Origin of the sequence: Paenibacillus dendrobii (assembly GCF_009807035.1) — a bacterium.
GTDB classification, from domain to species: domain Bacteria; phylum Bacillota; class Bacilli; order Paenibacillales; family Paenibacillaceae; genus Paenibacillus_AQ; species Paenibacillus_AQ dendrobii.
On record NZ_WUBI01000004.1, the window covers coordinates 306520 to 330162 of the forward strand.

Consider the following 23643-nt stretch of genomic DNA (forward strand, 5'->3'; position numbering starts at 1 on the left):
TCTGCCTGCTTAGAGGGGGGAGCTTGCAAACAGGATTAAACCAGGGTTTTTAGCGTGTCAGGCGTGAACGGCTTGAGCTCCTCAAAGCGGCCTTCGCGTACTTTTGCAGCCCAGGCAGGGTCGGCGAGCAGAGCGCGTCCTACAGCTACCAGATCGAATTCATGATTCTCCAGACGGTCCAAAAGCGCGTCGATATCCTGTTTCCCGGCACCTTTGCCTTCGGTGAAGAGAGCGGTGAATGCCTCGTCAAGGCCAACGGAACCGACGGTGATGACGGTCTTACCTGTCAGCTTCTTGGCCCATCCGGCAAAGTTTAGGTCAGAGCCTTCGAATTCAGGTTCCCAGAAACGGCGTGTCGAGCAGTGGAAAATATCCACGCCTGCGTCTACAAGAGCAGTCAGCAGCTGTTCCAGTTTTTCCGGCGTATCTGCCAGCTTCGCATCATACTTGGTCGTTTTCCACTGGGAAAGGCGGAGCGCTACAGGGAAATTGGGCCCGACCGCTGCACGGACGGCTTGAACGACTTCAATCGCAAAGCGGGCGCGCTTCATCATGTCGCCGCCGTATTCGTCGGTCCGCTGGTTGGTAGTTTCCCACAGGAATTGGTCGATCAGATAGCCGTGAGCGCCGTGGATTTCCACGCCGTCGAAACCGATCCGTTTGGCATTGGCGGCCGCATCGGCATAAGCCTTAACTACGCGGTTAATCTCATCCACCGTCATCGGCTCAGTCACTTTGTTCCCGTTCAGGTCGAGCCCGGATGGGCCGATTGGCAGCGCCTCAGGATTCGGCTCGGAGCCTACCGAACGCGTCATGCCGACATGCCAGATTTGCGGCATAATTTTGCCGCCGGCTTCATGGACCTGCTTCACGACTTCGGCCCAGCCGTTCAAGGCTGCTTCGCCGTGGAAGTTCGGTATGCTCGGGCTTTCAACTGCCGCCGGATGGTCAATTGCCGTGCCTTCCGTGACAATCAGGCCGACGCCGTTCTCGGCGCGGCGGCGATAGTAGGCAGCCACGTCGGCTCCCGGTACCCCGTTCGGGGAGAAGCCGCGGGTCATCGGCGCCATGACGATTCGGCTAGAAAGGCTAAGGTTACCCAGGGTGTAGGGCTGGAATAGTGATGCGGTAGAACGAACGCTCTGTTTTTGGTTACTCATGTATGGATTCCTCCAATTTAAATAATTTTATTTTTCTATATTTCCATAAAAATAGATATATATATGATCAAAAGAAAGAGCCCTCTGCTTAAAATGGCGTATAATTATGCTTTTTAAGCCTAAAGCTCTTTCTTGAGTTGTTCGATAAAGCGGTCAATACCCTCCTCATTACGTCTGTAATAAGTCCATTGTCCCGAGCGCCGGGACTCCAACAAGCCTGCCTTCTGCAACTTGACCAGATAGCCGGACACAACCGATTGGGCGAGGCCTGTTTTCGCGGAAATCGAACCGACGCATATACCGCCCTTGAAATCACAGGTCGCAGGCATGTGCTCCTGGGGACAGAAATGCTCCTCGGGATGCTTTAGCCATTCCAAAATGTTGAACCGGGTCTCGTTTGATATCGCTTTGATCGTTTGTAATATATCCATGCGCTTTATTATATCTATTTTTATAGAAATGTAAATATTCTTTCCGAACTTTTTATTAGGGAATTTTCACCGGTGCAGCTTCTTTGGCTGAATCGGGGCTGGCAGTGGTGAAGAATCCCATGACCAGCACGTAAATACTCCCTCCAAATAAGAACAAGCAGAAAAAGAGCGAGGCAACCGCTCCATCCAGGCTGCTGAATATCGAAGAGAGGACTGGAAAAATGAAGATCGAAAGAATCATTTGGGACAGTCCGGCCGCGAATCTCTGCGTTCTTCTTTGCTTGGTCATGACGACAACCATAAAGGTAATGAATGCTGCCAACAGCATCAGTAAGAATAGGATTTCCATCCGCAACTCCTTTCTACTCCTGAATCATTCGCGTCATTGTACCATATTATGGAATATTAATAAATTTAGGAAGGTTTGCTTCTCGCCTCGGTTCCGTTTAAGGGTGAATTCCGAAGGGTAATATCGTGTGTATTCAACTTCGGACGATCGTGCCGTTACATAAGAACAGGAGGGAATGAACTTCATGAACAAAGACCGGAAAAACATGAACATCCATGAAGAAAGCAAGAAGGAGCAGCTGAAGGATTTTAGCGTGAATGACTCCGGAACGAAGATGACCACCAACCAGGGTGTGCGCATTACCGATGACGAGCATTCGCTGAAGGCGGGAGACCGCGGTCCGACGCTCATGGAAGACTTTCAGTTCAGAGAAAAAATGACCCATTTTGACCATGAACGGATTCCTGAGCGGATTGTCCATGCCAGAGGCTTCGGCGCACATGGTTACTTTCAGGTCTATGAGCCGATGAATGAGGTTACCAAAGCCAAGTTTCTGCAGGATCCATCCGTGAAAACTCCCGTATTTGTCCGTTTCTCAACCGTAGCAGGCTCCCGGGGCTCTGCGGATACGGTAAGGGACGTGAGAGGCTTCGCGACCAAGTTCTATACCGAAGAAGGAAACTTCGACCTGGTAGGCAACAATATGCCGGTCTTTTTCATACAGGATGCGATGAAGTTCCCGGATTTCATTCATGCCGTCAAGCCGGAACCGCATAACGAGATACCGCAGGCTTCCACTGCTCATGATACTCACTGGGATTTCATCGCGAATAATACTGAATCGACGCATATGATCATGTGGGCCATGTCCGACCGCGCGATTCCGCGCAGCTATCGGATGATGGAAGGATTCGGGGTTCATACCTTCCGCTTCGTAAATGAGAAAGGTGAAGCGCATTTCGTTAAATTCCACTGGAAGCCGCTGCTCGGTGTGCATTCGCTGGTGTGGGACGAAGCCCAGAAAATCGCCGGTAAAGACCCTGACTTTAACCGCCGCGATCTGGCGGACGCCATCGAGATGGGGAATTATCCGGAGTTCGAGTTCGGCGTGCAGATGATCCGTGAGGACGAGGAATTCAATTTTGATTTTGATATCCTCGATCCGACCAAGCTGTGGCCAGAGGAGTTGATTCCGGTACGCCGCATTGGCAAAATGACGCTAAACCGCAATGTCGATAATTTCTTCGCTGAAACGGAGCAAGCCGCATTCCACGTGGGACATGTGGTGCCTGGCATCGATTTCAGCAATGACCCGCTGCTGCAGGGCCGTCTGTTCTCTTATACGGATACGCAGCTGTCCCGCCTCGGTGGACCGAACTTTCATGAAATCCCGATTAACCGCCCGTTAGCGCCCGTGCATAACAACCAGCGCGACGGGATGCACCGGATGACGATCAACCAAGGTCAGACAAGCTATCATAAAAACTCGCTGAACAACAACGATCCGCATGAAGCGACCGAGCAGGAAGGCGGGTTCGTTCACTACCAGGAGAAGGTGGAAGGCCGCAAAGTACGCTCCCGCAGCGACAGCTTCAAGGATCACTACAGCCAGGCTAAGCTGTTCTGGAACAGCATGTCCGACGTCGAGCAGAAGCATATGATCAAGGCATTTCGCTTTGAACTGGGCAAAGTGCAGACCAAAAGCATCCAGCAGCAGATGGTCGACAATCTCAGCAATGTCGATCTGGAGCTTGCACAGCAGGTGGCGCTTGGCATCGGAGCTAAAGCTCCGCAGGCACAGCCGGAGGAGACCCGCGAAAGCGTAACCCTGCTCTCACCGGCGCTTAGCCAGCTGAACACGGTGAAATCCGCAGCTACCCGCAAAATTGCCATACTTGCGGCGGATGGTTTCGATTCCGCCGAAATGAAGGCTGTACAGTCGGCGCTTCAAGAAGCCGGAGTCACCGCTGAAATCATCAGCGAACATCTCGGGATGATCACGGGGACCGAAGGGGATCCGTTGCAGGTGAAGCAAACGTTCCTGACAGCCGACTCTGTCTTATATGACGCCGTGTATGTTGCCGGAGGCAAGGAAAGCGTGTCGCAGATCGGGACGATCCGCGAAGCGGTGAATTTCCTGAATGAAGCTTACAATCATTGCAAGACGATTGGTGCCGCGGGTGAAGCCCTTGATCTGCTCGGTACAGCTGGCATCCACGCTACGAGCCCGGATCAGCCGGTCGGCAATCTGGAGAAGCCTTTCACGGATACCGGACTCGTTATCGACAGCGATGCAGGAAGTGGCGCCGACTTCGGTCAAAGGCTGGTGGACGCGATGGCCATGCACCGCCACTGGGACCGAGAAGTTTCCATGTCCAAATAAGCCGTTAACGGCTTAATCAAGAGTTCATAAGCCAGTCCGCGATCTTCATCCGGGCTGGCTTTCTTTTTAGACATTTGTATCATCCAAGCTTTATGTTAGGATAATAAGGGAATTTAGTTCCAATCTTTACAAGTGAGAGGGTGCATGGCATGAAGGAAAGGCTGGAGCGGTACAAAATATTCCGTATCCTGGCTTCCATATACCGGATTAAAGCCGTCCGATTGCTGATACCGATCGCGGTCATCGGGCTGGTCTACTGGGAAGGCCAGAAGGAGCTGCGTCAGGTTTCTCTCGGCCGCACGTTTGGCGAGCTGCGCCGCTTGCCGGTCGAAGCTGTTGTGGAAATATTTCTGTTTTCCCTCTTTTCGATCGCGGTCATGAGCCTCTATGACTTTATGATCCGCCACCACTTCCGGCTAAAGGTTGGATTTTGGAGTACGTTCCGATACGCTTGGATCGCCAACACGTTTAATAACATTATTGGATTTGCCGGATTGACCGGAGCCGGACTCCGGACGATTTTATATAAAAGAAGCGGGATATCGCCGGTATTGATGGCTTCCGCGGTCGTGTTTCTATCGCCGGTCGTCGTTACAGGGCTTTCAATTTTATCCTGGGGCATTATCGCTGGAGTATTTTCCGTGGGAGATTTGTTTGCGGAACACCGGTGGCTGATCTTTGCGGTATGGGGGATGGCGCTGTATTTGCCCCTCTTTGTACTGATGCAGAGATCCTCGCTCTTCGCGAAATGGTTCAACCGCGGAGAGGGAAGAACGCCATGGACAACCGTCGGCGTGTCCCTCAGTGCGTCGCTGTTAGAATGGGCCTGCGCAGGGGTGACCTTCTGGCTGATTGCCAGCAGCATCCTGCATGACGTATCCTTCCGCGAAGTGATCGGTATGTACTCGGTAGCTGCTATTGCCGGGATTTTGAGTATGGCGCCTGGAGGTATTGGAGCCTTCGACCTGACCGTGCTCTTGGGACTGGAGCAGCTGGGATTTCCCTCTGACCGCGCAATGGCGGTACTGGTGCTGTTCCGTTTGTTTTACTATATTGTGCCGTGGCTGATCGGACTGATCATGTCGGCTTTCGAGCTGGGCAGCGCGGCCAAACGTGCCGGGGACAAGGTGGACGAGGGGCCGGAGTTTCCTTTGAATGTATGGCAGAGGCTGTGGCGCTGGCCGGGCCAGTATCGCTTTTTGAGTGATCTCGGCGTATGGGCACTTGGCAAGCTGGTGCTGGTGAGCGGACTGGTGCTTTTGCTCTCGGCCGCTACGCCAGGCTTGTTGTACCGTCTGAAGCTGACCGAGGAGATATTGTCCATGCCGATCATGCGCATATCCCATCTGATTTCGGTCATTATCGGCTTTATGCTGATCGTTCTTTCGCGGGGCATATCGCTTCGGATCCACAGGGCCTATGTATGGACGGGCGTACTGCTGCTTGCGGGCGCTATCTTTACATTTACCAAGGCATTCGATTTTGAAGAAGCGATTTTTTTGCTCATTGTCGGTATTGCGCTGTGGATGTCGCGCTCCCGGTTCTATCGTAAAGGGGCCGTGGTGGATGTGCGGAGCTATCTGCTCTGGTATGTCCTGTCAGCGGTCATTGCGGCAATCTATTTCTGGATCGGAAGCCATGTTCACCACGGCTGGCTCAGGCACCTTCCTACGGCCGACCGCATCCACTGGATGTTTGGCCCAAGGCCATACGCCATAACGGCGTTGATCGGACTTGCTGGAGCCTGGCTGCTGCTGACGATGCTTTTGCTGCTCCGTCCCAACCGTAAGATGGCTGCCGCCGCAGGTCCGGAAGAGCTTAAGAAGCTGAAGGCATTCCTCCAAAACAATCAGGGCAACTTATTGACGCATATGCTGTTTACGGGAGATAAAAGCTTCTTTTGGGCTCAGGACGAACGTGTACTCATACCTTATGCGAAGGCAAGGGACAAGCTGGTGGTTTTGGGTGATCCGCTGGGTCCCGTAAAGCTGGTGCCTGACGCGATCGGTGAATTCCAGCATTACGCCGATCAGTACGCGATGGCTGTGGTTTTCTATCAGGCGACGCCGGATTACCTGCCCATCTATCATGAGTACGGATACCGTTTCTTTAAGCTGGGGGAAGAGGCGTTGATCCCTCTGGACCATTTCACCCTAAGCGGCAAAAAGGCTACCGATTTGCGAAGTGTCCGCAACCGGTTTGAACGCGAAGGCTATGCATTTGAGGTAGTTCATCCGCCGTACAATGATTCACTTCTGGAAGAGCTTCGATCCGTATCCAACGAATGGATTAAAGGGAGACGGGAAAAGGGCTTTTCGCTGGGATGGTTCGATAAGTCATATCTGGAGCAGGCTCCGATAGCCCTGCTGAAGAATCCCGAGGACAGCATCCTTGCGTTTGCCTCTCTTGCGCCAGGATATGATGAAGGCCGGACGATGTCTATCGATCTGATGCGGCATCAAAGTGGTACCCCTAACGGCACGATGGATTATTTGTTTGTTAAGCTGCTTGAATGGTGCAAGGAGCAGGGATATGAAATCTTTAACCTTGGCAACGCGCCGCTGTCCAGCGTCGGGGAGAGCAAAAGCGCGCTGCGCGAAGAGAAACTGGCTGCGCTGGTGTTCCAATACGGCGGACACTGGTATGGATTCAAGGGCCTTCGCAGATATAAGGAAAAGTTTGCGCCGGAGTGGGAGCCGCGTTTCCTGGCTTATCCGGCATGGGTATCGCTGCCCGTGCTCACGATGGATCTGGTTAGGCTCGTATCGAAGCGGGTACAGGAGAACAGAAAGTGAGAAATGGACGAAAAAAGAGCAGGGGCTGGGACTATACTTCGTATGGTCTTGTGCCTACTGCTCTTTCTTTGGATCTGAGGAAGGAAGTATGGCTTAGGTTATAAGAACAGCCCAAGCCGTCTTCATGCCCGTTTGGGCTAAACAAGACGGCTCGATTGGGAGAATAATGAGGCTTATTTCGGAAGCCGGATACGGAAAATGATGCCTTTCGGCTGATTATGGAGCGCCTGAATGGTGCCATGATGGCTGTCAACGATCCACTGCGCGATCGACAGTCCGAGTCCTGATCCGCCGCTTTCACGCGAGCGCGCCTGGTCTTCGCGGTAGAACCGGTCGAAGATGCGGCTTAGACCGGCCTCGCTGATACCAATGCCGGTATCGCTGACCTCAATAAAGACTTTATTCTCCTTCACGAAGGTGCTGATGCCGATGCTGTCATGCTCTCCAGTATATTTCAGCGCATTGTCCAGCAGAATCACCAGCAACTGATGCAGTCTTGCAGGGTCGGCCTCCAGCCGGATTTTACTGTGAAGCTTCAGCCACATATGCTTTTCGGAAAGTTCTGCAATTTCCGCATACGGACTGCAAACCTTGTGAATGAATTCGTCCAAATCAATGGTTTGCTTTTCGAGCTGCGTCTCGGTCGAGTCCGCTCTGGCGAGCGTCAATAGGTCGGTCGTCAAGCGCGATAGCCGCCTTGTTTCGGACAGGGAGAGGGCGATATTCTCGAAGGTATCGATGATTCGCTTCTCCGGCGTTGTCTGCAGCAGCTCCAGTTTGTTCTGGATGATCGTCAGCGGGGTCCGCAGCTCATGTGAGGCGTTTTCCACGAACTCCACCTGTTTGTCCCAGGAGCGGATGATCGGTTTCATCATTTTCCGGGACAGTATGAAGCTTGCAGTGATGGATAACAGGATGAAGATAATCGAGCAAATGATAATAATCCGTTTAAAATTATCGATCAGGTTTTGCTCGGAGTCGACATTGACCATCAGCTGAACATAAGTACCCGTTTGCGTCGGATGGGGAATGGATATCGTTCGGTAATGAAATATATTATGGACTTTTATATTCGTGATGACGCCTATGGTGGAAGGGTCGAATTTCAGGTCGCTGAAAAGAGATTCATTAAAGCCGATTTGATGAATATTCATAATTTTTCCTTCTTTGCTCCACTGAATGGGCGTCACCCTAGGATTGAACTCCGGCCGGCCGTTCTTGATAGGGGGAGGGAAGCCGTTCTTGTCCGCGATGGGGTCCTTGTCCGGGCTCGTGCCGTTATTCGTCCCTCTACCGCCGGACTCAATCATCATTTTATAGCTGTTCAAATCCGTGTCCGTCTTGGCATAGAGTGTCGTCTTGATCTGACCGAAAATAATCGTACCGAAGATGCCGAAGAGGATGGTGAACGCAATCAGGGTATAGACCATAAACCGCAGCTGCTGGCTGCGAATGACCTTGTTCTTATTCATGGTCATCCTCATTTTCGGACAGCATGTACCCCATGCCCCGGATCGTCTTGATGTATTTGTCATAACCAAAGGATTTGAATTTCTTGCGCAGATTACTGATGTATACCTCGATAACCGTATTGGACGTGCTGGAATCCATGCCCCAGATGCGATCGAAAATCTGTTCCTTGGTCAAAATCATGTTTTTGTTATTGATCAGATATTCGAGAAGGTCGATTTGCTTACCGTTCAGAAGCACGGATTCCCCGCCGATCTGGACGCCGCGGCTTTTGAGGTTTAGCTTGAGGTCCTTGAACATGAGCGTACTTTCCTTGAACCCGCCGACCGAGCGCCGCAAAATCGCCTCCAGCCGCAGCAGCAGCTCTTCGCGGTGAAAGGGCTTGACCAGGTAATCGTCGGCCCCCGTCTTAAAGCCGCGGATTTTATCGTCGATCCCGTCCTTGGCCGTCAGGATCAGCACCGGGGTTGCAATGCCCTTTTGCCGGAGCTCGCCAAGCACCTCGTATCCGTTCATGTGAGGCATCATAATATCGAGAATAATGACGTCGTAAATGTTCTGTTCCGCCATATATAAGCCTTCTTCCCCGTCAAAAGCCTGCTCGGCCTCAAACAGGTCGCGGGTTGTTTCGCATACCGTATCGGACAGATGTTTATCATCCTCGATGACCAGGAGTCGCATACCGGTTTCACCTCTTGATATTTATTCCCTTGTATAAGAACGTCTATCGACGTACACAAAAGGGGACAAGCCGCATGCAGCGGAAGTTTATCTTCTTGCGATATCGGGATTGGAAATCCTCGGGCGTTTATATATCCCTGATATCTAAAAATAAACATTTTGCGGTGAATGTCAAATTCCGTCCCTGATCGGCAATGAAATAATTGTATCTGTCCTGAGGCCATGTCAATCATGAAAAAGCCCGGTATTAACCGGGCATTTCGACCTTCGCTTCATGTTGGTGTCTGCGGTTCAGCGAAGGCAGCACCATGAGGTAATATACGCTTACAATGAAAATGCTGGCTGCCAGGATCCAGTAAAGTGCCGTTACCGATACCAGGGCAGGGAAGAAGATGGCGACGAATCCGAGCGCCAGCGCCTGACCGGTCGTGGACAATGGCTCGATCCAAGCGCTGACCCGGCCCATACTCTGTGGTTCCACAAGTTCCGGCATCCATCCGCCCAGCACAACGTTAATCGGTCCAAGGATGATGCCAAGCAGCACCGCTATGCCCAGATACAGCTGAATATAGGCGAAGCTGCCTAATATGATCGTCAGGATACCGACGAGGAAGAGGCCGGTAATCAGCACTGTGACTTTGCCGACTTTTTTGATGAGCGGTGTGCTGATCGCGCTGCCTATAAGGTAACCGATGCCGAGAAATACCATCACCAGGGGGGTGTATACCTGATAGTGGTCGGGACTTAGTTTGTATTTCATGGTAAAGAGAGGAAGAATCGAGAACACGCCATTCACGATGCCAAAAAAGAAGAAGCCAAGAACGATCGCGAGCAGCAGCCGGTTACGGACGATATATTTGAAGCCTGAGCCGAAGTCCGTAAGGATGCTCTTCATGTTCAGGTCTTTCAGCTTTGCTTTGCCGTTTGGCTGGCGAACATGGAGCGGGAAATGACAAAACGCGAGGAGAAGGCCAGAAATAATAAAGCTGACCGTGTCGATGATAATGGCACCTTCGATGCCCAAGTAGTAATAAGCAGCAGAACCCATACTCATGCCGAACAGCATGAAGATACCCATGATAGACATATTCAGGCTGGAGGCCTGAACATATTGCTCCGGCTTCATAATGCCCTGAAGCAGGCTCATTTCGGCTGGGGCAAAAAATTTTGAGATGGCGCTCCGCAAAAATAAAATGGCAAAAGCGGCGACGATCCAGTCTTCATGTACAGCCAACAACAGAACCAGCGACAAACCGGCACGGATCCAGTCGCTTAGTACGGCGATGCGTTTGCGGTCGAGCCTGTCGGCCAACACGCCGATGAACAGGAACACCACCAGGGTCGGGAGCGAGTACATCATCTCGGCGACTGTGGCATAAGTAGGCTGATTGCTGAAACGGTCGATCAGGTAAAAGGCGAATGCCATGGTGCCGACCATGGTGCCAAGCTGCGAAGCGAATGCAGCCAGAAACATTCTGACGAATATGGAATTGCGGAAGAGTTCCATGCGGGGTAATCCTCATTTCTTTTTTATTTTTGGGAGTATTCGATTTACGTGGATTCTCGAAGGTGAACAATCTGATGGAAAATCTCGATTTCATTTATTTAGTAACAGTTTACAACGATATCCCCTATTCCGATAACGGCGCAGGAATGATGTTACTATCGGTCTTTGGACGGAGTCCAGGCATCCATTAATGGTCCGCGTGCACCATACAGCGGGTCGGTGCCGGGAAGGGGTACGTTGCGAATGTCCTCAAGTACGCGCGGCCGCTCATCCGGTTCGCCGGTACACAAGTTATAGTCCATGCCGCCCGGGTAAGCCCCGACAACACTGAAGTCTGAAGTGGCGGAGATTTTTTTGTGACCGGTGCCAGCGGGCAATACGACCACATCTCCGGCAGCAAGTTCAAACTTTTGTCCGCGTTCTCCGCCCAGCTGCAGAACGGCCGAGCCGCTGACAACGCCCAGGACCTCGTGTGCAATACTGTGATAGTGGTGGTAACTGAATACGCCGTTTTTCCAGCTGTTCAGCCAGCCGTTTTGATTGAAGATGCTCTCGGTCTCCATAGGCTCGTCCCGAAGTACACCTTTGTACACCATCACGGGCAAACGGGGGTTGCCCGGTATCTTTCCGTCATCCTTAAAATAATAGGTGTTGATATCCGCTCCGTTCAATGTAATCCCTCCATATAAACCAAAGTAGGTATAAAATGGTGCGAATTTCTGATTGTTAAATGCACGTTTATGCTGGGCTTGAACCCAATGGAACGAAGGGCTCTTTTTTTTATAATGAAACTTGTGCTATAATGCATGTGGAATATTAATAACTGGATAATATGTGGGTAAATGAATGAATATATCCCTTGGATAAAAGTCACTTTCATGGCCTAACTTCTCTTCATATGTTAAGGGAATGTTAGGCCTTTTATTGTTTAAAGGCCCGACGTTTCCGGCCAAATAGTCCGGCAAACAGGGTGATGGCCCGCCCGCTACTTCGTAATCAGGAGGGAAAGAAGGATTCGTTTCCAGATAATACGGCAACCTTGGGGTCATGCCTTCAGATCGTGCTAACAGACCATGGAACGGGTCAAATTCAATGGACCAATTACATAATCAATCATTTCAGCAAATTATCGCCAGTTATACTGGCAAACTATTAAGGGACCACTTCGGCAAGGGACCAGAGTCGGTTGTGGTTTCCACAGGCAGTACGTTTATAACCATTTATTTGCGTAATTTTATGACTCCGACGGAAAAGATACTGCTGGAACAGCATCAAGAGGGGCTCGTGATGGAGACCAGGGACAAGCTGATGCTGGCGGTTATGCCGGAAATTTTGCAGTATCTGCAGGATATGAGCAGCGTAAGCATGGAGGAGTGCTATTACGATTGGGACCTGGAACAGAAAACAGGGATGATTATGATTATAAGCCGGGAACCGGTCTGTCATGCTCACTTCATCTCAACGGAGTACAACTGCAGGAAGGAGATCGAGGCGGAGCTGAACAGGATTAGTGCCCATGTGCAAAAAGCACCGTGCACCACCGATTCTTACGAGATGAACCCGCGCACTCTCCTGGTGGTCCGTAACGGTGTTCTGCTGCCGATGGAGCAGGAGATGATCCGCTTGGGGCAGGGAGATACCTTGAAACGCGTGAAACGCAAGCTGGAAAAGGAATATGTATTAAAAAGTCATATCCTTGAGGAACTGCTGCCAACCCGCATTAGCGATTGCTTCATCGATTGGAATTACACATTGGATAAAAGTATTCTCGTGCTTGCACTGAACCCGCACCGCTGACCGGCCGTGCGGGCTTTTTGCGTGTCATCCCGAAGTATAACGCCGTCTGAGCTGCTCTGCCATATCAGCGACTTCACGGCTGCCCGGCAGTATGAGACGTGCTGCTGAAGCCGCAGTACCCTCCGCCGTTTGCCGGCTGCGGATGATGTCTTTGACGGCACTGGCGAACTGCTCCGCCGCGTGCGGTCCTAGTCCGGTCAATTCTTCCAGGGAGGCGGTACTGCGGCTCTCCACCTGCGGATAATCCGCCGCAGGGGCACCCGCCCCTGCACGGTCGTAGAACTCTTTTACGAGCTGTGCCCGTTCCTGCCCCGAGCCCGCCGCAATCACGAACGCCTGCACGACAAAGGCATGGGCCTGACGTCTCTGCGCGATGCCGCAGAATTTGCGACCGCCGATACTGAGGTCAAAGTCTCCGGGACAATACGCGCCCGCAATTTCACCCTTGTCCACCTCGAAGCCGGTGTGAGCCAGCGCTTCTCGAATCAAACCGTACATCCGTTCGAAATCGCTGCGGAAGCGTTCGTCGCCTGCTCCTTGTTTCGGTAGAATCAGGGACAGGTTAACGACTCCAAGATCGAGCGGAACGGCTGCTCCGCCTGAGTTTCGGACCGCGGTACGATATCCCATGGACTCAAGCCAGGTTCTCGCCTCAGCAGCTCCCGGCAGACGACTGTCGCGAAGACCGATGATAAAGGAACGTGGCTGCTGCCAAATGTGGCACACAGACGGTCCGCCTAGTCCAGTTTCTTTGCACAGTAGCTCATCCAGCGCGAAGGGATATAATGCATCCTGTTCGGTGTGAGCGTTCATCCGGTCCAGGATAAGCATGGAGCCGAATACGTCGTTGATTACTTCGGACATGTGAATCGCTTCCTTTTCGGGTATCATTTCATTCATACATGAATGCAAAAAAATCATCGTTATTCATCGCATTTCTCTTTTGATTATGCCACATGTGATTTCCCGGTGGCTAGGATGGCAAAAAAAGATGATGGCGGGCTTACTTTGGTGAAGGGAAACAATACATGGAAACGAAGTAGAGATGTACTCCTATCCAAAAAAAACCGGGACTGCCACTTACGGGCTTCCCGGTTTTGCGCTAGGATCAGACTTGACCCGTAATCAATTGGCTGACGAACTTTTTCATGTCCTCTCCTGTACGGTTTAACTGCTCGATCACATCCATGAACTCCGTAACCAGCACGGCCTGTTCTTGGGAAGAGGAAGCGATCTGAGTGAAATCCGTTTCCATCTGCCGGATGGAGTGCTGCACGCTCCCCAGTGTTTCGGAGATTTGCAGCGTTGCCCGCTTGGTATCCTCAGACAGCTTGCGGACCTCCTTGGCGACAACATTGAAACCTGCTCCCAGCTGCCCTGCCCGGGCCGCTTCGATAGAGGCGTTCAGGCCCAGAATATTCGTCTGGCTCGATATATTGCGGATGAAATCGATGGTCTTGTTGACATTCGAAGATTCCTGCACGGCATTTTTGGAGTTGTCCAGAATATGCTCGCTCGTGGCAGACAACTCCTCGGAATGCGCAGCCACATTTTGCACCATTTCCACCAAACGGTTGGAGATGTCTTCAATCCGCCCCATGTATTGCTCCAGCCGTTCCTGGTTCTCATAGCTTTGCGCCGTTGCGAGGGTACCCACGACCTGCCCCTGATCATCAACGACCGGAATGGCAGCAGCCAATATGCGGTGGCCGTAGATCTCAGCCGGAAGCTGCGTAGAAGACCGGTGCCCGGCAAGGGCTGTTCTTAAGTTTGCGTCTTCCTCCGGTATCGGATCGCCTGCCTTGAGCCCGAAATCGATCGTATTCGATGGCTCGTACAATAGAAACTTCTCACGGTCCGTAACGCCAATCATGATATTCCCGCCCGTGATCTGTTTGATATAAGGTATCGCAGCGATAATTACATCCAGAATATTCATCTTTTACACCTGACTCCCAATTGTTTTGTATAAAATGGAATTGTGATCGGTTAGTTGATTCACTACATAATATATCGTCGCAAATCCTGCGAAATGTGAGGGAATCGTGACATCCAGATGTTTACAGGCTTCAAGATGGTTCGGTGCAGAATATATGGTATATTAAATTATTAAGTGGAATTTATTTGTCTGAATTTTACATGGGAGAGAAGAGTTTGAAGAAAAAGATGATGATAGGCGGCGTTTCTTTTATTGTGCTGGTATTGATCGTAATTACGTCGGCCAGCTTCTATTTTTACCATGTGGCTGTTGCGCGTGCTTCGAAAGACTTTTTAAACGGAAGTCCCGATCTGCAGGCCAGTCCTGAAGTGGAACAATCGAAAGATACCTCGAAAGCGGACAACGATTGGTGGAACCATCAAAGCTTTGACCGGTGGGAGATGGATTCGGATGATGGCATTCGCTTGAAGGGGTATTATTTGGCGGCTTCCAAGCCTTCCGATAAAACGGTCATTATCGCACACGGTTACTCTGGCAATGCCACGCAAATGAGCGGCTACGCCAGAATGTATCATGAGGATCTGGGATACAATATTCTGCTTCCGGATGCCAGGGGACACGGTGAGAGCGATGGCAATTATATCGGATTCGGCTGGCCGGAGCGCAAGGATATTGTCAAATGGATTCAGCGCGTTCTGGACGTCAACGGAGCAGACACGCAAATGGTTCTCCATGGTGTCTCCATGGGTGGTGCGACCGTAATGATGACCAGCGGCGAAGACCTGCCGTCTAATGTGAAAGCTATCGTAGAGGATTGCGGTTATACGTCAGTGAAAGACGAGCTTACATTTCAGCTGAAGCGGATGTATCATCTTCCCGCGTTTCCAATCGTGGAAACCACAAGCCTGTTAACCAAAATGCGCGCAGGATACTTTTTCGGGGAGGCTTCCGCACTTGAACAGATCAAAAAATCGAAAACCCCGACTCTGTTCATTCACGGGGACAATGATACGTTCGTACCGACGGAAATGGTCCATCAGGTGTACGAGAATAGCCCGGTCGAAAAGGAGCTATATATCGTTCCCAAAGCCGGGCACGGAGAGGCTTACCGCATGGACCCGGTGAAATATGAGCAGGTGGTTTCTGCGTTTATCGGCAGGTTCGTCCAATAATTTCTTGCATCCTTCTTGCAGATTGTATGGAAGAAATGCAATTTTTAAGCACCTAATGGAATATAGATAAGACATACCCTCCCTAACACGCAGCATTTCATAGGGATAAGGGCAGACAACTTCGTTCAGTCTTGGTAACATAATTCAGCGTTTCCGGGCCATACTAAGGAAACAGCTGGGATGCTGCGAAAATACAGGATGAGGACGGGATTGCGATGTACTTCGGAAAAAAAGCGGTTGAGGAAATTCCTGAGGCGGACACGACGATCTGGTCTTGCTCCAATGAGGACTGTAACGGCTGGATGAGGGATAATTTTGCTTTCGAGCAGGAACCCTTGTGCGCGCACTGCAGCTCACCCATGGTCAGCGGTACGAAGATTCTGCCATTGGTCGTGAATGACCATCCTATTAAAATGCTGAAGAAGGGCACATTAATTTAGATGTCCGCCATCATATGAAATAAGAAACAGGGCCTCTGGGAAAGAGGCCCTGTTTCTATGCTGCTTGAAATAAAATCATGCACTTAAATCGTGACTTTGCTAAGAGCTTTCTCGGCCGGTATATAGTCGTAACCAAGGTCGCGGGCTACCGCTTCATAGGTTACATGGCCGCCCAGGACGTTGGCACCGCTGCGGATGGCCGGATTGGCAATCAGGAGCTGCTGGAGCTCAGTGTCCGCGAGCTTAAGCGCAAACGGCATCGTGGCATTGGTGAGCGCAAGCGTCGAGGTGCGCGGTACCGCGCCGGGCATATTCGCAACGGCATAATGGACTACGCCGTGCTTCACGTAAGTTGGATTGTCGTGGGTGGTAATATGGTCAATGGTTTCGACCACACCGCCCTGATCAATGGCTACGTCGACGATCACCGATCCGGGTTTCATGGTCTTGACCATGTTCTCCGTGACCAGACGAGGTGCCTTGGCTCCCGGAATGAGCACGGCGCAGATGAGAAGATCGGTTTCGGCGACGGCTTTGGCGATATTAGCGGGAGCGGATACCAAGGTACTGATCTGATTCCCGAATATTTCATCCAGCTGGCGAAGGCGCGGAATGCTCAGATCCAGCAGCGTGACATCCGCACCAAGTCCGGTGGCGATCTTGGCGGCATTCATGCCCACGATGCCTCCGCCGATAATGGTTACCTTGCCTCTGGACACACCGGGAACACCGGACAGCAGAATGCCCTTGCCTCCATGCGGACGCTCCAGCAGCTGCGCACCGATCTGAGCGGCCATGCGTCCCGCCACTTCACTCATCGGCGTAAGCAGCGGCAGCGTTCCGTTCACATTTACGGTTTCATAAGCGATGGCATGTACGCCCGATGCAACGAGAGCTTTAGCCAGTTCCGGCTCAGCGGCCAGATGCAGGTACGTGAAGAGAATGAGCCCTTTACGGAAATAACCGTATTCGCTTGGCAGAGGCTCCTTAACCTTCATGATCATGTCCGCCTGCTCCCATACTTCCTTGGCATCTGGTATAATGACGGCTCCGGCCTCTTTATATTCTTCGTCGGTGAATCCGCTTCCAAGTCCGGCGTTGTGTTCTACGAGCACTTTGTGCCCATGCTGGACAAATTCCAAGGTTCCTGCCGGGGTAACGGCGGCGCGGTTCTCATTATTTTTAATTTCCTTTGGTATTCCGATGTTCATGACAGATCACCTCTTCATTCATATTAAGAAACGACATTTTGTATTTTTTCTCCATATATTAAAAGTTTACAATCGATTGGTATGCGCTGCATCATACGTCTTGTCAATGAAATAGATCACATGACAGGACATAATGTTCAGCCTGGAGGGACCGGAATCTGTATTGAAAATGGCCCGCCAACCTTCTATAATGTCTCCATTAAACCTGAGGGATGTGACGGCTATGGGCGGGTTTACGCTTTACGTCAGGGACGTGCTGGAGCGCCCCGTATTTCAAAGAGCCCGGCTGATCGCAGGCGCGGGCGGCACCGGCCATAAAGTCGGTTGGGTCCACATACTGGAAATCACGAATGTGGCTCCTTTTGTAACAAAAAACGATCTCATTCTAACCACCGGCCTCTGGCTTCGTCATTATGAACAGGAACGCCTGTCCTATATGCAGCAGCTTATACGCCAGGAAGCCGCGGGGCTGTGCGTTGAGCTCGGAACGAGCATCGAGAACATTCCAAGCGAGATCATCGAGCTTGCGGATGCGTCGAATTTTCCTCTCATTGTATTTGAGCAGCCTGTCCGTTATGTGGAAATTACCCAGGACATTCACGGCCTGCTGATTAACCAGCAGCATCAGATGCTGAAGGATTTGGAGGCTTACTCGCGCAGACTGCAGCAAATTACCCTTCAAAGCACCGACGTTAACGCCGTTCTCCATGTATTATATGAATACACCGGACAGCAAGTTGTGTACCATTCCACCGTAGATACGAATAAATTTGTCCCCCGCGGAATTTCCGCCGCTTCTGCAGAAGAAGTCACCGTATTGTACAGGCACCAGGTGGAAACCAGCGAATCGGCCCAGCAGGAGGCGGGCACCTTCGTGCTGCCCCAGAACCGTTTGCTGCTGACGCAGCCGGTCATTTGTCTCGGACAAACGCTGGCGCATGTCGGACTGGTCATTTCAAGCCAACAAGCCCAGGACCGGATCACGCTGCTGCTTGACTATACTTCCAAATCGCTGGCGTCACTTCTTCTTAGGATGCTATTTCTTGAAGAAAAAATGCTGCGGGACCAAAATCAGCTTATTCAGGATCTTTTGAATCACCAGATGGAGGATGAGGAAGAGGCGCGGGCGCGTATGGGGCTTCGGCCTGCCAAGCAGGGAGAGATATGGTTTGCGGCGGGGATGATCGAAACGGAGTACAGTGCCGAGGAAGGGGACCTGGACCGGGATAAAATAGAGTCGGATCAGCAGGACCTTCTGGTCAGATTGCGCGCGTTATTAAAAAAGCATGCCCTTCACAATTTATTGATGCAGAAAGGCCGCCGGATTTATATCCTATGCGCGCGCGATAAGGCAGCAAGAGAAGATACGACGGCACTCCTGCAGCAGACGATCCGCAAAATCGTGGAACGTATGCAGCTACCGGGTGCGGGAGCGCCAATGTTCCGGCTTCATGCTGGCTTTGGACTGATGCGCACCCGAATGACGGATATGCATAAGAGCTTTAAGGAAGCGGAGCAGGTGCTGGAAATATCACGTTCGGCAGCATTGGTGCAGGAAGGGCTCTTTTACGACCGGATCGGGGTGTACCGCTTGCTTAAGGCCATACCTGCGGAGGCTCTGGGGTCCTTCATTCAGGATCAGCTCGGAGCGTTGATGGCCTATGATCAGGAGCATCATCTCCATCTGCTTCAGACGCTCGATATGTATTTGAAATGCATGGGGTCCAAAAACGATACGGCCAAGGCACTGTTCATTCACCGGCAAACGCTGTACAACCGGCTGGATAAGCTTACGGAAATTTTGGGCGAGGATTTTTTGGAGCCAAGTCGACGGGTATGCCTGGAAATGGCGCTGCTCGCGCTGCCGCTACTGTCTTGAACATTTGATGAAATCAATTTGGTTTTGAAAATAACTGCGTTGAGAGCATAAAGGATGAATAACCAATGAAAAAAGTCGGTTTGATCATGCGCAAGATCCAATTTAGCGAAAATCAGGGCCCCCGCGTCTTTGCGGACCGCCTGAAAGCCATCGGCGAAGAATTAGGCGTGGACATCGTGTTCATCTCTCCGGAGCGCCATGTAAGCGGATATGACTGGGTGCCGGGCTATGAGCACGAAAAGGGAGATCTGGTGAATTATGATATTGTGCTGGATCAGATTTATCAAAATAACATCGAGCATGTCATCTACACGGTTTCAGGCTTCACCTACTTGAAAATGTTTTTGGAGAAAAGCGTGCTCTTTCCCCACAGCTTTCCCGATCCTGCGTTGACGGGATATGAAATGATGAAGCCCTTTTACCAAATGGTGGACAAAGCGATCGTACAAACGGAATTTCTGAAAGAGGAGTTTGCCCGGAACTTTGGCGTCACCGACGTGAACGTCATTCCGATCGGCTTCAGCGAAAGCTTGGCGCAAAAGCATTTTGACCCGGCACAGGTTGTGGAGAACCGCATTCTATGGATCGGGCGTGACGAGGAAAACAGGCGGCCGGATCTGGTGCTGAAATATGCAAAGCAAAACCCGGACAAGGAAGTGTTCATGGTCTTCGGCGGCGTGCGCTACCGGGAAAGCATGAAGAAATATGATATTCCGGATAATGTACGGCTGCAGTTCGCTTTGAGCCAGGATGAGATATTCGCGCTGATGAACTCGGCCAAAGTCTATTGGAGCTGCTCGCGGTTTGATACTTTTGCCATGCCGCTGACCGAAGCACTCGCAATGGGCAAAATCATCGTCAAACCGGAGCATCCCTGCTACCGTCACATCAATGCGCGCCATTCCTTTTCAGGAAACGAGGAGAACTGGTTCGAGCTGGTGAACATGGCTGCCGCATCGCCCAAATCGTATTCGATGGATAACCGGCATTATGCTTTTGACCAATTTTCCAGCCGGGTGATGAAGGAAGGGTATAAGAACTTTTTTGATCAGTGGCTTAGAGATTGATGCTGGAAGATAGCTATTAAAATCGGCAGGAAATGAAGAAATCGACCTGGTAACTATTTCGACAAAACGCTCACTAATTTGGGATGTTTTTGTCTGGATGTTGCTAGGTTTTTTTGCATTTTGCTTCCTAATTCGATCTAAAGTAACAAATATTGATAAAAAAGTGATTCCCAACATTTGGGTAAGGGGGTATAATACACTATGAATCTCTATATTTTAGTAAAATATAACTATAAAGGGGATGATCTAAAAGTATTATAGTGACAGAAGTGTTTTGGCATGAAAATTATTGGAGGGGTTGTTGTTTTGAAGGGGAAAAGTTCACTACATAAGAAGTTATTTATTTTAGTCCTCTGTGTTTGCCTTAATGTTGTTGCATTGAGCAGTGTTTTCGCTTCCACAGAGACAAAGGCAGAGGCTCAGCCAGCAAAGACAGTAAATGACATCCAAGGGCACTGGGCAGAAGGCGTACTGAAGGAGTGGCAGCAAAAAGGCTACCTTTCTGGATTCGAGGACGGTTCATTGAAGCCGAACGGCAAGATTACCCGCGCCGAATTAGCAGTACTTATTAATAAGTCTTTTGATTTTCAACAAACGTCAAATGTTACATTTAAGGACGTGAAGTCTTCAAACTGGTTTAACCAAGACGTTGCAAAAGCAGTGGCAGCGGGCTATATGAAGGGTTACACAGACCAAACGTTCAAACCCAATAATGCAGTATCCCGTCAGGAATTGGCGGTTATCATAGCGAATTTGCTCAAACTGAGTCCATCGGACACCGCGGATCGTTTGCCTGATACGAAAAATAGTCCTGTATGGAGCAAGGGAGCGTTGGGGGCAGTCATTGATGCCGGTCTCATGAACGGGCAAGATCAAAAATTCAGACCACTCGATTCCGCTTCCAGAGCAGAGGCAGTTAGCGTTTTGGATCGGGCCTCCAAGTTAAAGGACACTTATACCGTGTCTTATAACAAGGCAGGCGTGTACGGACCAGCATCCGGTACAGAAACCGTAAAAGGCTCTGTGAAAATTAACGCACCGGGCGTAACACTCCAGAACACAGTGATTGAAGGCAACCTGGTTCTGGGTGAGGGAATTGGCGAGGGAGATGTTTTCCTCAAAGGAGTTACTGTAAAAGGAACGACTACGGTAAACGGCGGCGGCAAGAATAGTGTTCACTTTGAAGACTCCGTTCTGGTTACGGTTATTGTTAATAAAAAAGATGGCAGCATTCGCATAGTCACGGAAGGCGCGACTTCTGTCCAGCAGATTACACTGCAATCCGGTGCAAGATTGGAAGAGTCCAATCTCACAGGCAGCGGCTTTGGCAATGTATCGTTGTCGGATCAGCTTCCTGCAAATTCACTGATTACATTGGCCGGAACCTTCGAAACGGTTGATGTGATTGCCACTTCCATTCGTGTGGACCTGACATCCGGTTCCATTCAAGCATTGAATGTTGCATCATCTGCCGGTCACGCTGATATTCAATTAGCGGCGGGTACAAGCGTTAACGCGATGATTTTGAATGCCATAGCGAATGTCACGGGCACGGGAAGTATCGGTACGGCAACGATTAATGCTTCCGGTGTAACGATTGCCCAGACTCCAGGCAATGTTGTCGTTGGCGGTAATGTGCAGGCGACGGTTAATGGAAGAACGGTTGGAAATACTTCTGGAACAACCTCTGGCGGAGGGGGAAGTTCGAATTCAGGAGGCGGCACACCATCCGTTCCTTCAGCAGTGTATGGCTTCGGGGGTACGATCACGGATGTAAATGATCTGCCCGTTGCCAACATGACGATTAAATTCCGCAAAGGCGTAGGCGCGATCAGCGGTGACGTTGCAGCCACCGTCGTAACCGATGCAGAAGGAAAGTACACGGTTGTCGTTCCACCAGGCATCTATACAGGCGAACTGGTGAAGGCTGGATTTATCACAACGTATGTGGTTGGCGTTTCGCTAACTGACCGCTATAACCCGGATCAAGATGCAACGGCGATCAAGGTACCGGCGGCAGACGAACTTCGCATTGTGTTGACTTGGGGAGAAAAACCAAGAGATGAGGATTCTCACTTGCTTGGACCTACACCAAACCAGCATAGCTTCCATACATGGTACGGCGGCAAACAATACTACTATGGCGACAAGCTGTATGCAGACCTGGATCATGACGATGTAGATTCCTATGGGCCAGAGACAACGACGATTCGTAAAACGGTTGATGGAACGTATACCTTCTACGTGCATAATTATTCCGGGAATTTCGATGGTACGCAGACATTGCGTAACTCGAATGCAAAAGTAGAAGTATACTCGGGGAATTCGGCAACACCGCTGAAGATTTATCACATTCCTGTCGGATATGGCGATGAATTATATTGGAATGTATTTAATATGGTGGTAAATGGCTCAGATATTCAGTTTCAGGATAAGAATGAGCTGACATCGGTGGCTCCAACGCATGAACTTCCTGAATATTCTAATATAAGCGCAGCTCCCGAACTGAACAATATTACCGCGGTGAACAATGTCGGACCGCATGACACTTTAACAGTAAAAGGTTTGTTCCCAGGAGACAAAGTGAAGCTTTATCATGATGAATTTGTCTTCTACTCCGATCCTGTAGCAGAAAGCAGTGATACTGCAATCATACAAGATTTGGACTTTTATCCACTGGGAGAAACGATATACGTATCGGTTATCAGCCCGGGGTTGATAGAGAGTCCATGGGTTGAAGTAAGAGTTCTTCCTGAAGAGGGTTCGGATATTCCTAACACGACTTTAGAGAACGAACTTCAAAAAGTGAACGACCATGTTGTTGTTCCTGGGTTAACGACGGTTGGCGATTCGGTGTACTTAACCAATTCGGAAATGAATGAAAAAGCGGAGCTGGAGATCATTCATTTTGAACCGGTTACGGTGCAAGATACAGTGTATTTGGAGCTTGATGCAGCAAGCAATGAGATTAAATTGTTGCAATTCAATACCTCGGGTGAGCCAATTCAATATCGCGCAACCGTAAAGGTCACGGTAGGGCAAGAATCCGATACGAAAGTAGTAACTATAACGCTGCCAACTCTGAGAGAAGCTCTAAACGAAACGATATTTGCTGTTGAATCTCTCGAGAACGTATTAATATTGAGTGATGCGGATAAACACTCTATTGAAACTGCGAGAGAGATCTATAACAACAATGATGCGGCGGAAGAGGCGCTTATCGAAGCATTGAAAGACATGTGCAGCATTTGGAAATTCTATACGAACAGATCATAGCTCATCGGTAGTTTGAAGAAAAAAGCGTCAGGAGATTCCTGACGCTTTTTTATGTATATCCACGATATACAATGATTGGGTTTAGAAAGATATTCCCTTATAATAATTCGTGACTTCTGAATAAAATGGGAGTAATCTCGATAAGT

At 50.4% G+C, this 23643-nt stretch carries 18 protein-coding genes; 8 read left to right on the top strand and 10 right to left on the bottom strand.

What is annotated here, in order from left to right; translation table 11 throughout:
- Positions 1-35 precede the first annotated feature (35 nt).
- From GRF59_RS22710 to GRF59_RS22720, 3 genes are all read right to left on the bottom strand, one after another.
- Positions 36-1160: an NADH:flavin oxidoreductase gene (locus tag GRF59_RS22710; RefSeq protein WP_160499997.1), complete on the bottom strand. Its 1125-nt coding sequence runs from the start codon at positions 1158-1160 to the stop codon at positions 36-38.
- A gap of 119 nt (positions 1161-1279) precedes the next feature.
- A complete protein-coding gene (locus tag GRF59_RS22715) occupies positions 1280-1591 on the bottom strand; it encodes an ArsR/SmtB family transcription factor (protein ID WP_160499998.1) in 312 nt (103 codons plus the stop codon).
- A 55-nt stretch (positions 1592-1646) separates the two neighbouring features.
- Positions 1647-1940, bottom strand: a complete 294-nt coding sequence (locus tag GRF59_RS22720; RefSeq protein ID WP_237391986.1) for a hypothetical protein — start codon at positions 1938-1940, stop codon at positions 1647-1649.
- 184 nt (positions 1941-2124) lie between these two features.
- Between GRF59_RS22720 and GRF59_RS22725 the strand changes: the two genes are divergently transcribed.
- Together GRF59_RS22725 and mprF are read left to right on the top strand one after the other, a co-directional pair.
- Positions 2125-4263, top strand: a complete 2139-nt coding sequence (locus GRF59_RS22725; RefSeq protein WP_160500000.1) for a catalase — start codon at positions 2125-2127, stop codon at positions 4261-4263.
- Positions 4264-4412: 149 nt separating this feature from the next.
- Positions 4413-7058: a bifunctional lysylphosphatidylglycerol flippase/synthetase MprF gene (mprF, locus tag GRF59_RS22730; protein ID WP_160500001.1), complete on the top strand. Its 2646-nt coding sequence runs from the start codon at positions 4413-4415 to the stop codon at positions 7056-7058.
- A gap of 173 nt (positions 7059-7231) precedes the next feature.
- Here the strand turns inward: mprF and GRF59_RS22735 are convergent, their stop codons facing one another.
- The 4 genes from GRF59_RS22735 to GRF59_RS22750 all read right to left on the bottom strand — a co-directional run bounded on the left by GRF59_RS22735 (position 7232) and on the right by GRF59_RS22750 (position 11387).
- Positions 7232-8530, bottom strand: a complete 1299-nt coding sequence (locus GRF59_RS22735; protein WP_160500002.1) for a sensor histidine kinase — start codon at positions 8528-8530, stop codon at positions 7232-7234.
- Positions 8523-9209, bottom strand: a complete 687-nt coding sequence (locus GRF59_RS22740) for a response regulator transcription factor (RefSeq protein WP_160500003.1) — start codon at positions 9207-9209, stop codon at positions 8523-8525. Before GRF59_RS22740 ends, GRF59_RS22735 begins: the two co-directional genes overlap by 8 nt.
- Before the next feature lie 247 nt (positions 9210-9456).
- Complete coding sequence (locus GRF59_RS22745) at positions 9457-10716, bottom strand: MFS transporter (RefSeq protein WP_160500004.1); 1260 nt, start codon at positions 10714-10716, stop codon at positions 9457-9459.
- A 155-nt stretch (positions 10717-10871) separates the two neighbouring features.
- Positions 10872-11387, bottom strand: coding sequence for a cupin domain-containing protein (locus tag GRF59_RS22750; RefSeq protein ID WP_237391987.1), 516 nt, complete (start codon positions 11385-11387; stop codon positions 10872-10874).
- 421 nt (positions 11388-11808) lie between these two features.
- Here GRF59_RS22750 and GRF59_RS22755 point away from each other — a divergent pair, with 421 nt between their 5' ends.
- Entirely contained in the window at positions 11809-12513 is a 705-nt protein-coding gene (locus GRF59_RS22755; RefSeq protein ID WP_160500005.1) for a Na-translocating system protein MpsC family protein, read from the top strand.
- 24 nt (positions 12514-12537) lie between these two features.
- Here GRF59_RS22755 and GRF59_RS22760 read toward each other — a convergent pair whose 3' ends face one another.
- A complete protein-coding gene (locus GRF59_RS22760; RefSeq protein WP_237391988.1) occupies positions 12538-13377 on the bottom strand; it encodes a lipoate--protein ligase family protein in 840 nt (279 codons plus the stop codon).
- Between the two features lie 244 nt (positions 13378-13621).
- A complete protein-coding gene (locus GRF59_RS22765; protein ID WP_160500007.1) occupies positions 13622-14452 on the bottom strand; it encodes a methyl-accepting chemotaxis protein in 831 nt (276 codons plus the stop codon).
- Positions 14453-14667: 215 nt separating this feature from the next.
- Here GRF59_RS22765 and GRF59_RS22770 point away from each other — a divergent pair, with 215 nt between their 5' ends.
- A complete protein-coding gene (locus GRF59_RS22770) occupies positions 14668-15624 on the top strand; it encodes an alpha/beta hydrolase (protein WP_237391989.1) in 957 nt (318 codons plus the stop codon).
- Positions 15625-15839: 215 nt separating this feature from the next.
- Complete coding sequence (locus tag GRF59_RS22775; protein ID WP_160500008.1) at positions 15840-16064, top strand: cold-shock protein; 225 nt, start codon at positions 15840-15842, stop codon at positions 16062-16064.
- An 83-nt stretch (positions 16065-16147) separates the two neighbouring features.
- On the opposite strand, the gene ald is transcribed toward GRF59_RS22775, so the two are convergent.
- Entirely contained in the window at positions 16148-17275 is a 1128-nt protein-coding gene (gene ald, locus GRF59_RS22780; protein WP_160500009.1) for an alanine dehydrogenase, read from the bottom strand.
- Positions 17276-17465: 190 nt separating this feature from the next.
- Here ald and GRF59_RS22785 point away from each other — a divergent pair, with 190 nt between their 5' ends.
- The 3 genes from GRF59_RS22785 to GRF59_RS22795 all read left to right on the top strand — a co-directional run bounded on the left by GRF59_RS22785 (position 17466) and on the right by GRF59_RS22795 (position 23497).
- Positions 17466-19154 (top strand): PucR family transcriptional regulator, encoded by a 1689-nt coding sequence (locus GRF59_RS22785; RefSeq protein ID WP_237391990.1) that lies wholly within the window; start codon positions 17466-17468, stop codon positions 19152-19154.
- Positions 19155-19219: 65 nt separating this feature from the next.
- A complete protein-coding gene (locus tag GRF59_RS22790; protein WP_160500011.1) occupies positions 19220-20221 on the top strand; it encodes a glycosyltransferase in 1002 nt (333 codons plus the stop codon).
- Between the two features lie 378 nt (positions 20222-20599).
- Complete coding sequence (locus GRF59_RS22795; protein WP_237391991.1) at positions 20600-23497, top strand: S-layer homology domain-containing protein; 2898 nt, start codon at positions 20600-20602, stop codon at positions 23495-23497.
- Positions 23498-23643: the final 146 nt, after the last annotated feature.

What these genes read in the sequence shown, in the direction of transcription:
- mprF (WP_160500001.1), top strand. Translation starts at nt 4,413, where the DNA reads ATGAAGGAAAGGCTGGAGCGGTACAAAATATTCCGTATCCTGGCTTCC.
- GRF59_RS22735 (WP_160500002.1), bottom strand. Translation starts at nt 8,530, where the DNA reads ATGAATAAGAACAAGGTCATTCGCAGCCAGCAGCTGCGGTTTATGGTC.
- GRF59_RS22765 (WP_160500007.1), bottom strand. Translation starts at nt 14,452, where the DNA reads ATGAATATTCTGGATGTAATTATCGCTGCGATACCTTATATCAAACAG.
- GRF59_RS22775 (WP_160500008.1), top strand. Translation starts at nt 15,840, where the DNA reads ATGTACTTCGGAAAAAAAGCGGTTGAGGAAATTCCTGAGGCGGACACG.
- GRF59_RS22725 (WP_160500000.1), top strand. Translation starts at nt 2,125, where the DNA reads ATGAACAAAGACCGGAAAAACATGAACATCCATGAAGAAAGCAAGAAG.
- GRF59_RS22755 (WP_160500005.1), top strand. Translation starts at nt 11,809, where the DNA reads ATGGACCAATTACATAATCAATCATTTCAGCAAATTATCGCCAGTTAT.
- ald (WP_160500009.1), bottom strand. Translation starts at nt 17,275, where the DNA reads ATGAACATCGGAATACCAAAGGAAATTAAAAATAATGAGAACCGCGCC.
- GRF59_RS22720 (WP_237391986.1), bottom strand. Translation starts at nt 1,940, where the DNA reads ATGGAAATCCTATTCTTACTGATGCTGTTGGCAGCATTCATTACCTTT.
- GRF59_RS22710 (WP_160499997.1), bottom strand. Translation starts at nt 1,160, where the DNA reads ATGAGTAACCAAAAACAGAGCGTTCGTTCTACCGCATCACTATTCCAG.
- GRF59_RS22740 (WP_160500003.1), bottom strand. Translation starts at nt 9,209, where the DNA reads ATGCGACTCCTGGTCATCGAGGATGATAAACATCTGTCCGATACGGTA.
- GRF59_RS22760 (WP_237391988.1), bottom strand. Translation starts at nt 13,377, where the DNA reads ATGTCCGAAGTAATCAACGACGTATTCGGCTCCATGCTTATCCTGGAC.
- GRF59_RS22785 (WP_237391990.1), top strand. Translation starts at nt 17,466, where the DNA reads ATGTCTCCATTAAACCTGAGGGATGTGACGGCTATGGGCGGGTTTACG.
- GRF59_RS22745 (WP_160500004.1), bottom strand. Translation starts at nt 10,716, where the DNA reads ATGGAACTCTTCCGCAATTCCATATTCGTCAGAATGTTTCTGGCTGCA.
- GRF59_RS22715 (WP_160499998.1), bottom strand. Translation starts at nt 1,591, where the DNA reads ATGGATATATTACAAACGATCAAAGCGATATCAAACGAGACCCGGTTC.
- GRF59_RS22790 (WP_160500011.1), top strand. Translation starts at nt 19,220, where the DNA reads ATGAAAAAAGTCGGTTTGATCATGCGCAAGATCCAATTTAGCGAAAAT.